General features: G+C 43.5%; 12 protein-coding genes. All 12 read right to left on the bottom strand.

Annotated elements, in window-relative coordinates:
- Positions 1–202: 202 nt before the first annotated feature.
- A complete protein-coding gene (locus tag DW835_RS12005; RefSeq protein WP_118731224.1) occupies positions 203–940 on the bottom strand; it encodes a hypothetical protein in 738 nt (245 codons plus the stop codon).
- Positions 941–958: 18 nt separating this feature from the next.
- The gene (locus tag DW835_RS12000; protein WP_182430314.1) at positions 959–3,988 is read right to left on the bottom strand and encodes a hypothetical protein; all 3,030 of its coding nucleotides are present in this window, start codon (positions 3,986–3,988) and stop codon (positions 959–961) included.
- 57 nt (positions 3,989–4,045) lie between these two features.
- Positions 4,046–4,990, bottom strand: coding sequence for a hypothetical protein (locus DW835_RS11995; RefSeq protein ID WP_147353724.1), 945 nt, complete (start codon positions 4,988–4,990; stop codon positions 4,046–4,048).
- A gap of 102 nt (positions 4,991–5,092) precedes the next feature.
- Complete coding sequence (locus DW835_RS11990; protein ID WP_118731221.1) at positions 5,093–6,715, bottom strand: IS66 family transposase; 1,623 nt, start codon at positions 6,713–6,715, stop codon at positions 5,093–5,095.
- A gap of 272 nt (positions 6,716–6,987) precedes the next feature.
- A complete protein-coding gene (tnpB, locus tag DW835_RS11985; protein WP_118731220.1) occupies positions 6,988–7,350 on the bottom strand; it encodes an IS66 family insertion sequence element accessory protein TnpB in 363 nt (120 codons plus the stop codon).
- Positions 7,343–7,708: a hypothetical protein gene (locus DW835_RS11980; protein ID WP_118731219.1), complete on the bottom strand. Its 366-nt coding sequence runs from the start codon at positions 7,706–7,708 to the stop codon at positions 7,343–7,345. The genes tnpB and DW835_RS11980 overlap by 8 nt, the downstream gene beginning before the upstream one ends.
- Positions 7,709–8,178: 470 nt before the next feature.
- Positions 8,179–9,675, bottom strand: coding sequence for a hypothetical protein (locus tag DW835_RS11975; RefSeq protein ID WP_182430313.1), 1,497 nt, complete (start codon positions 9,673–9,675; stop codon positions 8,179–8,181).
- A 24-nt stretch (positions 9,676–9,699) separates the two neighbouring features.
- Positions 9,700–10,524: a hypothetical protein gene (locus DW835_RS11970; protein WP_118731217.1), complete on the bottom strand. Its 825-nt coding sequence runs from the start codon at positions 10,522–10,524 to the stop codon at positions 9,700–9,702.
- Positions 10,525–10,558: 34 nt separating this feature from the next.
- Positions 10,559–11,869: a sugar phosphate nucleotidyltransferase gene (locus tag DW835_RS11965; protein ID WP_118731216.1), complete on the bottom strand. Its 1,311-nt coding sequence runs from the start codon at positions 11,867–11,869 to the stop codon at positions 10,559–10,561.
- A 28-nt stretch (positions 11,870–11,897) separates the two neighbouring features.
- Entirely contained in the window at positions 11,898–12,857 is a 960-nt protein-coding gene (locus tag DW835_RS11960; RefSeq protein ID WP_118731215.1) for an L-lactate dehydrogenase, read from the bottom strand.
- A 16-nt stretch (positions 12,858–12,873) separates the two neighbouring features.
- Positions 12,874–14,100 carry an acyl-CoA reductase gene (locus DW835_RS11955; protein ID WP_118731214.1) on the bottom strand — a complete coding sequence of 409 codons (1,227 nt, stop codon included), beginning with the start codon at positions 14,098–14,100 and terminating at the stop codon, positions 12,874–12,876.
- The gene (locus DW835_RS11950) at positions 14,081–15,172 is read right to left on the bottom strand and encodes an acyl-protein synthetase (protein ID WP_118731213.1); all 1,092 of its coding nucleotides are present in this window, start codon (positions 15,170–15,172) and stop codon (positions 14,081–14,083) included. Before DW835_RS11950 ends, DW835_RS11955 begins: the two co-directional genes overlap by 20 nt.

The following is a 15,172-nucleotide window of genomic DNA, read 5'->3' as shown; positions in this document are numbered from 1 at the left end:
CGGCGTTAAATTTAAGGGGAGGCGCAGGATTTGACGTTTACTGAACTTTTGATTCGTAACTACATGCTTCGTTTTATCAAAGTCAATTTTACTGCTAAAAAGCAGGTATAATCAGTTTTCACTAATTATACCTGCTTTATCCTACCTTTATAGAGTTGGAATATATTTACGACGGCAACCAAATTATTAGGTAATTACTCTTCTACAACACTTCATCTGTCCATCCGATATCCTCACCGTCTCCGCTATCTGAGGAGTCACCGGAGTCATCGCCCGAACTTCCGCTATCGGAGCTTCCGCTATCCGAGCTTCCGCTATCGGAAGAATCATCATCGTCATCATCGTCATCATCGTTGGATGAATTATCATTACTTACCGGCTGTTGCGTTGGAGCAGGGGTTGCTGCCGGAGTCGTTACCGCCGGAGGATTATTGCCGGTTGTCTGCGGTTTTGCTGTCTGAGCAGCTGTCTTATTGACAGCACTCTGTACCTGGGACGCAGATGCCAGCGTTGCCCCTGCCAATATACCCTGCTTTGCCATCAAAGGTGAAATCTGCTCTGCGCCAGCGGTTCCATTCTGTACTGCCTCACGATTCTGTGTGATCAGTTCCTGCATCTTATTTCTTCCTGCCAATACCGGATCTGCCTGCTGCAGATCCGCTACAGGTGCCACATCCACCCACTTTTCGTTTTCATCCTGTTGCTGAAGTATGCCGTTCATAACACGAACCGCCTGCATATTGTGTGCACCTGCAAGTTGTTGCCGGCTCTGATTCGTTTCTGCGGTTATCGTATTGGTCTGTCCCTCTGCAAGCTGTACCCGCATAGCTTCCAGAGTACTGTGGGAACGATACAACGCCATTGCCAACACTACAGTTGTCAATGCAAAAATGCATGTGAATACTATCCACACTGTGTTTTTCTTATTTTTACTTTTCATCCAGAATAGCTCCTATCTTTACTTTTCCACGCTGTCTACAATATTTTTCAAAAATTTATATCCGGATGTTCCCGGTTTAAAATCTCCGCGGTTCAGGATCTGTTTGCAGACAGTATACATACTACGGGACATTTCCGGTCCATAGATCACCACACTGCTGCCATCCTTTTCCATCACCGCATAGGCCCGGAAGATGTACGACGTGTTATAGCGTTCCGGAGGAAGTTTTGTCAGAACGTTTGCGAACTGGTCTCTCCCATTCACTCTCCGGATCACTTTATCACTGAACTTGCCGTTTATTACACCGTATGTTTTTCCGCCTCCCAATTTGTTGCTTCCATAGACCATCGGATATTGTGCATGAAGATCCGGTCGCATGATCAGCGTTCCCATCTCCGTGATACGATACCCTGCTAAGCCGGAGCCGCTGATCAATTGTGACTTTTTCGCCGTATCAATACCGAAGGTACACCGCAAACCGGTATTTCCCGTATAGCGCACGGAAAAACCATGATAGGAAAACAGATTCTCGAACTCCGGGACTGCTGTTGCAGTATAATAGCTTCCGTTATAGGAAAGTCTCCAGACATACATGCCTGTAGGGATACCGGATGCATTATATTGATACGCGGCTGCAGTTTTCGCCGTTGTTCCCAACTGGGCAATGCTGCTTATTGCCACCAGCCGCCTGGCTTCGTCATTCTGCCACGCTGTGCTGGAAGCCTCCACTCCATCAATATAAATCTTAGCACTACTGTCATAACCTGCCGGAAGAGCCAGGACAACATTACCATTTCCCACTTCAGGCTCTGTCACAGGCGGATCCGGGATTCCTTCCACCGTCTTCATTGTCTTCACAGAAGCAATACCATTGGTTGTAGCTCCGACAGCATACAACGTATTGTCTCCGCAAAAGATGTCAAAGCCATCGATATCTGTCCCTATAGTGGACGCAAGCTTCTGCCAGCTGTCATCCTTCAGATATGCTGCCTGCAGTATCTTCTCATTTCCTGACGTCCAGAAGACATATGGTATCCGGTCCTTTACCACAAGTCTTACAACATCCCTGCTCTGAATATCCGTCAGTATGTTTTCATCCCATTGCTGTCCATCATATGTAAGCATTGCTGTCGTCGCATTGCTATTGTTCACTGCTGCCAGATATAATTTGCCACCTGCTACACATGCATCGACAGAGCTGGCTTTCCCGAGTTGATCCATCGTATAAAGCTTCTGCCAGTATCCATTTTGCAACACTGCAATACAACCATTACCATCTGTTCCCTGTGCAAAATAATCACAATAAACCGCATACCACTTATTGTCATAAAAGAAATGTTTTGTTCCGGAGATGTTGATCCCCGACACTGTCAATGGTGGAAGTGAACTATCCGTATTCCATACATTTATCAGCTGTAACGTATTTCCTGCTGCATAGCTTATCCACAGTCTGTCCTGCTCATACAGCAATTCCATTCTCAGAGGAGAGATTGCTGTCTGAGAGCGGTATATCCGCTGCACATTTTCTGCAGAAACCTGCAGCACACACAGATAACCCGAAGCATCCGTATAAGCCACATAGAGATTGCCAGCCACACTCAGAATATCCACCTGGGATCCCCAGCCAACATCTGCTGTAGCCTGCATTACTTTCCAACTGCTGTCGGAAGCCTCCAAAGAATATATTTTCAACTGATCTTTTCCATTTTCATTAACAATACCAGCCAGATACAGGCTGTTTCCTGTCGTATTCCCGGTAATTGCCGGAGAAGTGAGCCCATTGATGCTCTCCCCCTTCGGCAACCAGTAACTGTCGGCCGAAAGTACCGGAAACTTTACATCAAAGGATACGCTGCCGTCTTCCTTAGTAACAACATTGTCAATCACAATTCCACTGTTGCTGCCATCAGAATAAAAAATAGTATCTGATGTATAATGAGCATTCAGATCGCTGCTTCCCAGTGAGCTGCGATACTGTCCGCCCACTGTAGCCTTAAATGCATCCTCTTGTGCCTTAGCCGGATCCGTTGTGTCCTTACGGAACACATAAATATAGTTATTTCCTTCTTTATTTGTATGATAATCAACCGCATTGTTCACCCGATAGACGATCAATCCGCTCTCCGGAATGTAGTAATCATAGTCCTGCTTGTTTTCCGGCTTTTTCCGGTATTCCACTACAAAAAACTCTGAATCGTTGCGGGATGTCTTCAGAATATACGCACGGTTACCGGATGCTCCTTCCGCCGGCCACAAGGTATATGTCCCACTTTCTTTTAACGTTTCGATATCCATCCACCTAAGCTCACTGCGCGTATAAGCCAATGGATAACTTGCAGTAAGGTTGGGTCCTGCCATCAGGTCCCACCAGCGACCTACCGGATCCCCAGCCTCTCCCGCAGTACGATACAGATCCGGTGCTCCCAGCGTGTGCAGAAATTCGTGCGAAGCCAAGGCATATCCCTGATCATAATTAGTTCCCAATCGAAGCATATTAGTCGGAAGAACATTATAAGCACCCACATGCCAGCCATGCAACAGTGTCTGGTTATCTCCCCAGTCCGCTTTGCGGGAACCAAACGCACCACTGGTATTGTTCTCGTCTACCTGGACAATAATCGTCAGATTATCGATATAATCGTCACCACGCATGCTGTCCAGCTTCGACGGGAAAGACAGTTCACTCATATTTTGTGCCGCTGTAATCACCTGCTGGACAAATTGCTCACCAACGGATGCATCCGGATAGTCCGATGCCGACCCTTGAATGGTGACCGGCAGGAATACATTATTCACCACCTGTGGGAAATAGGTATTTACCGTCACCTGTCCATCCGATATGGTCGAAATATATCTGCTCACGGACCGGTTCGGTTCTGATGCCGGACCGGTGTACATTTCCTGATATCTGCTAAAATTAGTCTGGAAGGTATTATCACCGTCCTCACTGAAATTCACCATCAGTACCAGATTATCAACCTGTGTTGCTGCCTCCGCCTGAACAGGCTTCCACAGCAGCAGGCCGCATACAAATAATGCTATACTCAATAAACTTTTTTTCATATGTGTCATAAATAACTCCTGTTGAAAAACATATCCCTGTGCCTATTCCCAGATATTGCAGATTCCCATCCGAACCGGTGCAAATGCATCATTGCCATCTTCTGCAGTCATAGTCAGGTAATAGATATTTTTCCCTTCCTGTCTGGAAGCATATGCCATCTGTCCTTCTTTACTCAGATATTCCGGGGTTGCTGTCTCGGGCCTTCCTTCCGCAGTAAAATCTCCGTCGTAGCTGACTGCCTGAGCGCTACGGTTACGGAAAGCATCTGCTGCTCCGCTACTCAGGTCTGCGGTGCCCATATGTACCGTAAATGCTCCCTCCGGACGGTTATTCGAAGACAAAGTTCCCTCGTATCCTACGTAAGTGCCATCCGTCAGATTCATGCTTTCACTGACAAAAGAGCCTGTCCGCTCTGCCGCGCATACATAATACCGAATTTCCGGATCCGTTACTTGCACATAGAATTGTCTGCCATCTGCCAGCGGATACTCAATCGCTGTGCAATGCTGTCCCAGTTCATCCGCCAGAATCGTCATTCTCCACTCACCGTTGTCCGCTGCTCCTGTATAGTTTCTCTGCCCGATCAGAAGATCTGACAGCATTACTGTATACCAGTCTTCCGTCAGAATACTGTCTACTGCTGTCTCTGCGTCACCTCCAGCCATGGCTTCCAACAGTACCTGCGCCTTACTCTGTACTTCATCTGTATCCTGTGTCAGATCCACCGTGATCTCTGCCAGCTGCGCCTGTCTCTCAGAACTGTAGTCCAGACGCTGCTCCCACTCCAGGGCATCCCGCTGTGCCAAAGGACTTTCAGTGTCTGTCGCAGTCTCAGTATTTGCTTCTGTTTCCTGTGTAGCAGTCTCCTGCATAGATTCCTCTGTTGCTGTCAATAGCTGAGTGTCCTGCGTTCCGCAGGCAGTTAATGACAGAGATAGTAACAGGGCTATTGCAGAAGTTGTCTTTATTATTCTTTTGTTATTCATTTTGTTTTCTCTTTCTGTATTTTTGTAGTAATATATGTATCGTAAACGCTCCATAGCGAGTACCTTGACAACCATAAGCCGCTTTTGCGGCTTATAGTAAATTTATTTTCGGATATTTTCAGGTAGCTTTGGTGACCAGGGAAGCAGATCCTCCAGAAAACTGCGATCTGTGTCTTCCATATGTTCCGGAATCACTGTCAGCAAATGTTCAAAGTACTCGTATGGTTTTAAATTGTTAGCTTTTGCAGTCTCTGCAATGCTGTAGATCACAGCTGAAGTCTTTGCTCCGTTTATGGTATCAATGACTTCCCAGTTCTTCTTTCCGATACAGAATCCCCGGATAGCCCGTTCCGATGCATTATTGTCCATTGGAACATCTCCGTCCTGAAGGAATACCCGGAGATATTTTTCCTGATTCAGAAGGTAGGTAAATGCTGCTTCCAGCTTTCCTTTTACCACGATCTGTTCTCTTTTCTGTTTCAGGTACACAAATAAAGCATCTACCAATGGCCGGATAACCATCTGACGCTGGACAAGTCTCTCTTCAGAAGAGAGGTCTTTTAGTTTTCCTTCTTCCCGGTAGATCGCCTGGATCTGCTTCATTACCAGATAGGCAACGGATTCTTTTTTCCCCTCAGCCGGTATGGTGGCAAGGGCTTCCTCGAATCTCCGGCGCCCATGTACCCAGCAGCCTGCAATCGTCAGGTCTTCCTTCTCTTTTTCCAGGGTATGATAGACCTGATAGCCATCTGTGACACAGATACCGGAAAAATCTTTCAGGAATTCCCGGGGATGCGAGGCATTTCTGGTTCGCTGGTACTCATACAGGACGATCTGTTCTTCCGGATACATATATCCGGAACGGTACACCCACATATAGCTCTTGGATCCTGCCGGTCGTCCGTCATGGTTTACAAGCACCGGTGTCTCATCCGCCTGAATGACATGGTAATCATACAACTTCCGGTGAAGATAGTCATACAGAACAGAAAGGTATTCCTCACCCAGCCGGATCATCCAGTTCGCCATGTTCTGTCTGGTAATGGCCAGACCATAGCGTTTGAACTCCTGCTCCAGACGATACAAAGGAACTGCATTGACATATTTGCCGTTCATAATGGCTGCCGCAAGTGTGGGTGACACAGGGCTTCCATGAAGCAGTCCTTTGGGATGCTTTGCCTTTACCATGTGGTCATCTTTCTTGTCAGAATAGACTCCGATATGGTGTTCCTCTACTTCCACTTTGGCAGGAATGAACCGGTATCTGCGGGATATGGCATCCGGAAGCTGCTTCCATCCATTTTTGCCAAACTCTGCAATGAGCTCTTCCTCCGTCATGTAATGATCGATCCGTTCTGTAGGAAGACCTGACAGATCCTGATCCTTTTTGCCTTTTTTCTTTGCAGAGTGAGGAACAGGTTCCTCCAGCTGTTCCGGTTCCGGCACCTCCGGATCGTAAACAGCTTCAGCCTCATTAAAGAAGATGATCGTTCCATCTACTTCCATGAAGCTGATCTGACTTGCATCCTCCATCTTTTCAGAAGATCGTCCAAAACGGTTTCTGTTTGCCAGAACCAGCTGTTCCATCATAAGCTGCATTTTTTCGTTGAGGGAACGGACTTCTGTGGTCAGCGTCTCTAACTGTTCCTGCTGGTTCAGAAACATCTGTATCAGAAGGGACTTGTCAACAGTATTCAGTTGTTCTTCTGTGTATCTGACTGCCATGGCGGAACTCCTTTTTACTGGTTCCATTATAGCAGATGCAGTGTATTTCCGCCAGCCGGCGGCTGTTTTCCTTCCGTCATTATGACGGTGGATAACAGTACTGAAAACCCGGGATATTCCTGTTATATTTCAGATTTTCAGTACTGCTATCCACAAATGGACTGCGTTCCTTCAGGTACAACTGACAGGACTTTAACATTGTGGATAAACAGCGGATATGAATTTCCGGGGGATAAACATATCCACAAAAAATTTCTACGAAATGCACAAAACTAAATGAGCTTTCTCGGATCTGTGGTCTGCTCTATCGGATGTCTGGCAATGATCTCCAGACCCTGCATGAGCATCGCATACTGTTCAGGAGTGATCGCCAGAGCTTCCTTTTTGCTTCTTGGCCAGTTGAAAGCCCCTGTATCCAGTCGCTTATAGAGTAGCAGGAATCCGTCGCCCTCCCAGAGCAGTCCTTTGATACGGTCTGTCCGCTTGCCACAAAAAAGGAACAAGGTGTTTCTGTCATATGGATCCAGGTGAAAGCGGAAACGTATGATATTTGCCAGTCCTTCCATGCCTCTGCGGAGATCCGTGTATCCGGTGGCAAGATATATTTTCTGAAATCCGGAAGCATCATTAAGCATGGCTGACTGCTCCCATAAGATTTCTGAGAAATTCCGGTGAAGCATCACTGCAAATATCTATCGTAATTCCTCCTGCATGAAGTACTGCAGCCACAGAGAAATGCATTTGATCCTCTTTTTCCGGTACGTTGTCCGTCGGTGTTGTAAGTTCCACGAGGGAAGGGGATGTCTCACAAAGCTCAAGACAGGCTTCGCGTACGCGCCGCAGACGGTAGTAATAATTCGCCTTTGTCAGGCCATGCTCCCGGCACCAGACATCCACTTTCATATCGGAGGGACGATTCTGGCAATCCCTGATCTGATCAGCCCACTGCTGAAGCCGGATCTGCTCTGCAACTAAACTGGTTTGAGTGTTCATAGTCTTGACCTCCTGAATCCGGTCAAAAAAGTCGAGTACTAAACTTTTTTGACTGTGTATAGTATGAGACTATTATTGCAGATGGGCACAGGTGATGAAAGGTACTCGCTATGGAGCGTTTACTATGTATCGGTAAGAACAGGGGAATACACTATATCTCATCTTGTCTAAATTTATTTTATTTTTAGGTTTTATTTTTCACTAAAAAAGAAAAATGGGGGTAGCAGTAATGCTAAAGCAATTTGTAATAGATTACTGTTTGAAGAACTTGAAAAAGTAAAAATTTACTGCATGAGGAATGTCAATATTTTCATACGTTTGAATGTAAGCGTCAAATCCTACACCTTGGCTGCGTGTGTGAATAAAAGTCTTTAAATATTCTTGTGCGGCAGAGCCGCACAAGAATATTCATTCACTCCCATTCATTGTCCCAATCCGGATACTGTTCAACACTATATTGTCGGCAGCCCCTACCTAGATTTCTTCCACAGCATCCATGCTATCGCTCTGGCAATCACTCCACCGCCCAGAACAATCACGACGATGATCCAGCCTGCATTTTCTTCTCCGGCTTCTTCCTTTTCTTCCGTCTGTCCGGGCTCCTTCGGATCACTTGCCATGCTCTCCGGAAGTTCTGTCGGCTGAAGTTCTACTGCCCGGTCCGGTGTTTCAGATGTGGTTTGTGATGCATCTGCATCCGACGTTACAACTAAAGCCGGTGTCTTTGGCTGCGGAACAGCTGTGGGAACCGGAGTAGTCACTACTGCCTCCATCGGTTTTTCCGGCGAAGAGGAACCTGTTGTTCCAGTCGGCTCCTTTGTTGATGTTGACGGTAATGAAGATGATGTTGTCGCTGGCTGTTGCGTCGGTGTCGGAACAACAGCCGGTGTGGACGGCGTCGGAGTAGCTGCCGCAGCCGGGGCAGCCGTAGGGCTGGGTGACGGTGTCGGTGTTGTCTTGCTTATTACAGTAAAATCTGTTTCTGCAGTGCCGGTGGCCGATACTATTCCTATAGTGTGTGTTCCAGGCGTTAATGTTTTGAGGAATTGCGGCGTCAGGCTGATGATCGTGCTTCCTTCTTTCACTGTATAGTCCGTATCCCGGGTTAACTCTTTCCCATCCAATTCTACACGCACAAAATCCACAAGAGCTGCATTGGAGCGAAATACTGCAGCTTCATTCGCCGTCACATCAATTCTGGCATCTTTTCCGTCGATTATACTTGGTGCCATTTTCTGGATGACAGTTCCTGTCTGCAATTTCTCTCCGCAGTCCTTACAATATAAATCCCCGGTGTACCCGGTCTCTGTGCTAGTCGCTTCTTTTACACCACGTAATTCGGTATTCTTATGATTTCCCGGATTGTATTCACCATATTCCTGATGACATACAGTGCAAATTGCTTTTGCAGAACATGTGGCTTCTCCTCCCGTATGTATATGTTCTCCCGATATTCCGGTAATACGAAATGTTAATTCATGATTCTCAATTTCCGTGACGGAAATGCTTATCTGGCCCGTAATCCCTATTTCTTTACCGACTGTTACTGCTGCATCCGATTTCGTGTCATAGGTTCCTCCCAGCACTTCATAATTCCACTTTGGTCCTGAATAATTCATGTTGCTGGGGAATTTTGTACCAGTATCTACAAGATAGCACACCAGACCTGATTGCAAATTTATACCATAGGCCTGCGAGCCATCCGCTTTATACAGTTTTTTGGTCTGTGAATCATATGGATTCCCATTTCCCGTAAAATCTCTGTACTCCAGATAAAGTGTCTTGTTCTTCTCCGGAATGTCCATTTTATAACCAACAATTGCCGAGTTATCCCTGCTTCCCAAAGCCGTCAGCGTATACTCTCCATTGGCTCGAAGTGTGGGTATATTTTCATCCCCTAACCAGCCAAGAGCTTCCTGTTCCTTCACAGATATAAGCTGTGGCACCGGAGATAACGGTTTTCCCATAACCGACATAAAATATACCGGTGACTAACTTTTCGGATTATATAAATCCCCTAATCCAAAAATATGAGCTGTCTCATGCACCACTTTTTCCAACGATATAATAGCATTTCCATTGGCATCCTTATAAAGATAGCCACTGGAATCTCCGGGATCCTTCTCATAGCCATTTGTCAACTGTGCGTATTCCCCACTATTCAGCGTCCTCGTACCTGCATTTATAGTTACTAAACCGGTATAATCCTGATAGTCCCATAATGGATCACCCCACTGTACGGAAATATTCGTCTGCGTTGTGTTCTTATATATGATCGTTATCGCATCAATGATTCCATCACCATTTTTATCAAGATCTTCATAGCTATATTGTGTTGTTCCATCATAACCAGATATAGGATTACCTGCAGCTATGGCAGCCATGACTGCATTCGACCAATCTACCTTAAGCTCATACATGCGTCCATATTTCTCACTTGTATCCTGATATCCTTCCTGATTATCCTCACTATACTTCGCATAATACCCTCGTGAGTGGGACAGCGTTAAAGAATTTCCTCCATCGAAGAGATACACACTGTTCATTCTCAATTTGCCAGAGGATACTGTCTGAAAATAGTCTGCTACATTGTAGTATGCTGTATTGTAGGAATTGTCGGTAATTTTGCGGACGCTCGTCCACGCATATTCCTTATCGATAAATTCATCTTCTCCTGCAAATCTGACAAACACAATTAAGTTCGTAAAGTTGCTTTCTTCCGGCACTGCTTCAGCCGCACGGCATATAAGAGTGTCATTTAGAAAAATACCAACTATAAAAATAAGCATTGCCAAATAGTAATTTATTCTTTTCATTCTTTTCTCTCAGAACCCCGGTAGGGGCCTGCATTTATCTCTCAACCTTTTCTTTATCCTGTACGCTGATATCTTTTCCAATCTGTACCTCGATCAGTTTCAGTTCCGTCTTCGCCATAACTGTATGGCAGCATCCTGCGGGCATTGTCACTACATCGCCCACTTTCACTGGCTGCTCTACACCACCAATAACAGTTCTACCCTCTCCGGAGATCACTACCCACACTTCATCGCGGTGCTTGTGGTTATGATAATTCATAGAGTGTCCTTCATTAAGGGTCACCTTAATTGTCATGGATCCTGCTTCCACGTCCAACACCCGGAAGCTTCCCCAGCTCTTCTCAGCAAACATGATCTGCTGTTCGAACTTATCTACAAACGGTTTGATATAGGAGCTCTGTTCTTTATCTGAAACTAAAATTCCCTCCGGGGATGCAGATATTACAACATCATGAAGACCCATGGCCAGCACCGGAACATCCATCTCATTCACAATGTGCACGTTGGAGCAGTTATCATTCAATACTCCCTTTCCGATAACCGAATCCTTCATTGCTTCTGTCAGAGTATTCCATGTTCCAAGATCCTTCCACTGTCCAGCAAATCGCTGCACCTGGATCTTATCTTCTTTCTCAACTACCGCATAGTCAAAAGAAATCTTAGGCAATGTTGCATATTTAGTAAGCAGGTCCTGATAATCTGTAAAATCAATTAATTTATGGGCAATCTCCATAACATACTTCAGCTTGTATGCAAATACTCCACCATTCCACAAAGCCCCCTGCGAAATGTACTCTTTTGCCACTTCCATTGTTGGCTTCTCTTTGAAAGTAGATACCATTGCAGTCTGCTCCGAAGTTGCCGGAATAATATATCCGTATTTTTCACTGGGATATGTAGGTTCAATTCCCATCAATACCAGATTTGCCTCTTCGTTGTCTGCCTGATCTGACAGTTTCTTCAACGCCTCAAAGTAATCTGTCTCCACATAGGGATCTACCGGACATACAACGACAGATTCCTCCGGGGACACTCCCAACACATCCACCAAGTATGCCGTAGCCAGCGCAATGGCAGGAAAAGTATCTCTTCTGCAAGGCTCTACGGAAATTCCTACATCTTCACCCAACTGGTTATGAATTGCTGAGACCTGTGTCTTGCTTGTAGCAATTGTCACTGTTGCTTCCGCATCTACCTTTTTGATCTGGTGATAAACTCTCTGCACCATGGACTCATAAGATCCATCTTCCTGTTTGAAAATCTTAATAAACTGCTTGCTTCTAATATCATTAGATAACGGCCACAGACGTTTCCCTGATCCGCCGGATAGTAACACGATATTCATTATTTATTGTCTTTCTTTATATTTAAATCTATACTGTAAGTTCGTTTAGTGTATTCCTAACAGCATCCACAGCATCAAAAAAGCCTCTGTATTCTTCTGGCAACCATTTTTCTCTAATTCTTTGTTGTACCCCTGCCGGACCGATTACAGAAGGGACCGACAAAGAAACCCCTCTAACACCATGTTCACCCATTAGTGGAGAACTGACAGAAACAATAGTTGGTCGCTGATTTATAATAGCATCAGCTATATAACATACTGTGGTCGCTATACCATAATGGGTTCTCCCTTTTGCCTTAATAATCTCCGCCCCCATCTTCCTTGTATCTTGAGCTATTCTATCTCTCACTTCAGCATTCCACTCAATAAAAGTTTGCTCACAATATTCAGCAATCGGAATTCCTCCAACCGTAACTCTACTCCATACTGGCACCTGATGCTCTCCGTGTTCGCCTACCAAGTACCCATTAATCACTCCTGTGCTTAAATTTAGATAATCTGCTATTACCCTTACAAAACGTGAAGTATCTAATAAACATCCCGATCCAAAAACCATTCCATTAGGAATTTCCATCCATTCACTAACCTTTTGCGTTAATATATCCACTGGATTTGAAATAATTAATATACATCCTCTAGTATAATATTGTTTTATAGACTCGATAACATTTTTAATTATTTTAGTATTTTCTGCCGCTAAATCAAGTCTTGTCTCCCCTGGTTTTCTACTTCTTCCAGCTGTAATTACAATCAAATCCGAATCAGCACAGTCTGAATAGTCTCCTGCATATAAATCCGCTGTTCCCATGCTCGGCAATCCATGTCTTATATCCTGTGCCTCTCCCATACTTTTCTCATTATTAATATCAATTAGCACAATCTCACGAGCAATATCTCTTAAGGCTAATGCGTATGCTATCGAAGATCCTACATATCCAGCCCCCACTATTACTACTTTTCTATTTCCTACTATGCATGCCTTTTTCACTTACACACCTTCTCTGTTACACATTAATTTTGATTGTTCTTGTCATCCGTTCAACCAAGTTATAGCCATCCCAAATAAAATCAAAATCCATTGTTTTCCCTATTGGAACTATTCTATCTACTCCTCTTACTCCCGATACGATCAGCGGTAATATTTGCTCTCTGTGTCCTAAAAAGCCTATCGTCTGGCAATGCGTATTATCACACAAATCGTGTATTTCCATTATGTCATCGCAATCATATTCAAAAAAGAAGCCCGAATTGTCCTTCAAATCCATAAGTCTTAGTTCTGCCTTTGGAACCATTACACGAACTATATAATTATCTTCCATTCTATTTATTTTAGATCCTGCAAACAAAATGGATGTCATATAGCAGCTTGTAAGTTTATTAATCGCCATAATAGGCTGAAACTCGTACTTCTTTTTTACAAGTTCATGTTCATACTTCCAAAACAACTCTTTGGCTTCTTCTTTACAATTTCCTAGCCACACAACCATTCTAGGACTTGTACATGCATTTTGATCAGAGAGATAGGTATCATTGTAAAATTCTTCCGCCAGCCGTTCCTTGTCATCCACTGCTAAATATTGCTCACTGTCAATTACTGCTAACGAGTACCTATCTGCAAATGTCACATCATTTGCTCTTGCTCCCAATGGTGATTTCCGAATTTCTTTTATGGTATTATCTCCGCCCCAAATAATTCTGATATCTGCAATTCCAGAAATCAAATCATTAATATTGGGGTCTCTTTCATATCGAACAAGGCATATATACCTTGCTACATTCGGATATTCTTCAAGTATCGATTTTATTGCTTTATTAATAATTGAAACCTGAGGAAATTCCTTTGATGGAATTCTAACAATATTTGCATTTCCTGTTAGTAAGCCTGTCACTAATGAATACGCATAATTTACAGGTACATTAGATGGAGCAATATGAAAAGCTATACCTCTTCCTAAAACAATATCCTTCGTTTGCTTCATAAATCTTTTGCGAAACTCCATAACAGATGATTTTCTCATCCAAAATGCTAAAGTTATAACATCTGGATACATTTTAGCCTCTGGAAGTTTCATTAACATTTTAGAAAGTGTATTTAAGAAATCTATTATCTCATTATCAAACGGTGTTTTTGCTGCCAACTCCCGCATTTCATTGATCGTAGTTGCACTTCCAACTAAATATTCTATTTTTCTGCTTACTTCATCCATTTCATTAATTAAATTTTGCTGCATAAGTATCACTGCACCCTCTTATCTCTGCATTTTTCAATCGGCCATATATTTTAAAATACTTACCTTTTCTGCCACATGGACAATCATCTTCTCCTAAAAGAACTCCTTCATCTTCTGTAATCAAAGAATGTCCAGGATAAGATTCCGGAATTGTAGACACTACCTGAATAATACCCTTTTCTCCGATATCACATACTTTAAAATCTTCTGGTCTTCTCATAATTACGTCCGAAAAAATACTAGCATGCAGATGTCCACATTCACATTGCATATAAATGCATCCCGTCTGTTCTACCATACCATAATAATCATGAATATGATCCAAGCCACATACATTTTTTAATCTTTGGTGGAATTCCTCCGGGCTTACTGCTTCACTTACAAGCTTTTTCCATCCTCCGCCATGTATAAGAACAGCATTTGATAAATCAAATGTAACCCCTTCTTTTTTTAACCTTTCCAATTCTTTATAAAAATGTTGCCATATCATAAAGGTAAAGCCAAACATGAATATTCTTTGTCCATTATACTTTTCTAAGAATTCCTTTAATCCATCGACATCCAATTTCATTTCATCATCCAGCGCATATATCTTCTTTGCACCAAAAATAGAAAATCCTAGTATTCCTGCCCCTCTAGCCGAAAACATTGCCCTATTCTTTACGACAGACGGACAATCTAAAATTATCATGGGCATACGACTGGATCCTGTAAATTCATTAACAATCTTTACCATAGCTTTCTGTTGGTTTGATGAAGTTCTCTTATCCAAATATATCTTAGATACTGCCTGTCCCGATGTTCCTGATGACGTCATTGTTTTTACTATGTCTTCGTCTAAAACACTTTTTAATGATAATTCTTTAAAAAGTCTAACCGGTAAGAATGGAATTTCCTCGTAATTCTGTATTTTATTTTCATCAAAAGAAATACTATCTAGGATTTGTGCATATTCCGAACAGTGTTCCCTGTGCAACTGTGTCAGTTCCACTAATCGCTGCGTCAATATTCTTTTTTTCTGCTCTTTATTTAATGAATACGGCTGTATCTCTAATAATTCTTCAAATGTCAT

Source organism: Clostridium sp. AM34-9AC (assembly GCF_003480225.1).
GTDB lineage: Bacteria > Bacillota > Clostridia > Lachnospirales > Lachnospiraceae > Acetatifactor > Acetatifactor acetigignens.
Note: the sequence above shows the minus strand (reverse complement) of the source record. Positions and strands in the feature narration are given on the sequence as shown.

What these genes read in the sequence shown, in the direction of transcription:
- DW835_RS11980 (WP_118731219.1), bottom strand. Translation starts at nt 7,708, where the DNA reads ATGAACACTCAAACCAGTTTAGTTGCAGAGCAGATCCGGCTTCAGCAG.
- DW835_RS11965 (WP_118731216.1), bottom strand. Translation starts at nt 11,869, where the DNA reads ATGAATATCGTGTTACTATCCGGCGGATCAGGGAAACGTCTGTGGCCG.
- DW835_RS11995 (WP_147353724.1), bottom strand. Translation starts at nt 4,990, where the DNA reads ATGAATAACAAAAGAATAATAAAGACAACTTCTGCAATAGCCCTGTTA.
- DW835_RS11950 (WP_118731213.1), bottom strand. Translation starts at nt 15,172, where the DNA reads ATGACATTTGAAGAATTATTAGAGATACAGCCGTATTCATTAAATAAA.
- DW835_RS11955 (WP_118731214.1), bottom strand. Translation starts at nt 14,100, where the DNA reads ATGCAGCAAAATTTAATTAATGAAATGGATGAAGTAAGCAGAAAAATA.
- tnpB (WP_118731220.1), bottom strand. Translation starts at nt 7,350, where the DNA reads ATGCTTAATGATGCTTCCGGATTTCAGAAAATATATCTTGCCACCGGA.
- DW835_RS11970 (WP_118731217.1), bottom strand. Translation starts at nt 10,524, where the DNA reads ATGAAAAGAATAAATTACTATTTGGCAATGCTTATTTTTATAGTTGGT.
- DW835_RS12005 (WP_118731224.1), bottom strand. Translation starts at nt 940, where the DNA reads ATGAAAAGTAAAAATAAGAAAAACACAGTGTGGATAGTATTCACATGC.
- DW835_RS11990 (WP_118731221.1), bottom strand. Translation starts at nt 6,715, where the DNA reads ATGGCAGTCAGATACACAGAAGAACAACTGAATACTGTTGACAAGTCC.
- DW835_RS11975 (WP_182430313.1), bottom strand. Translation starts at nt 9,675, where the DNA reads ATGGGAAAACCGTTATCTCCGGTGCCACAGCTTATATCTGTGAAGGAA.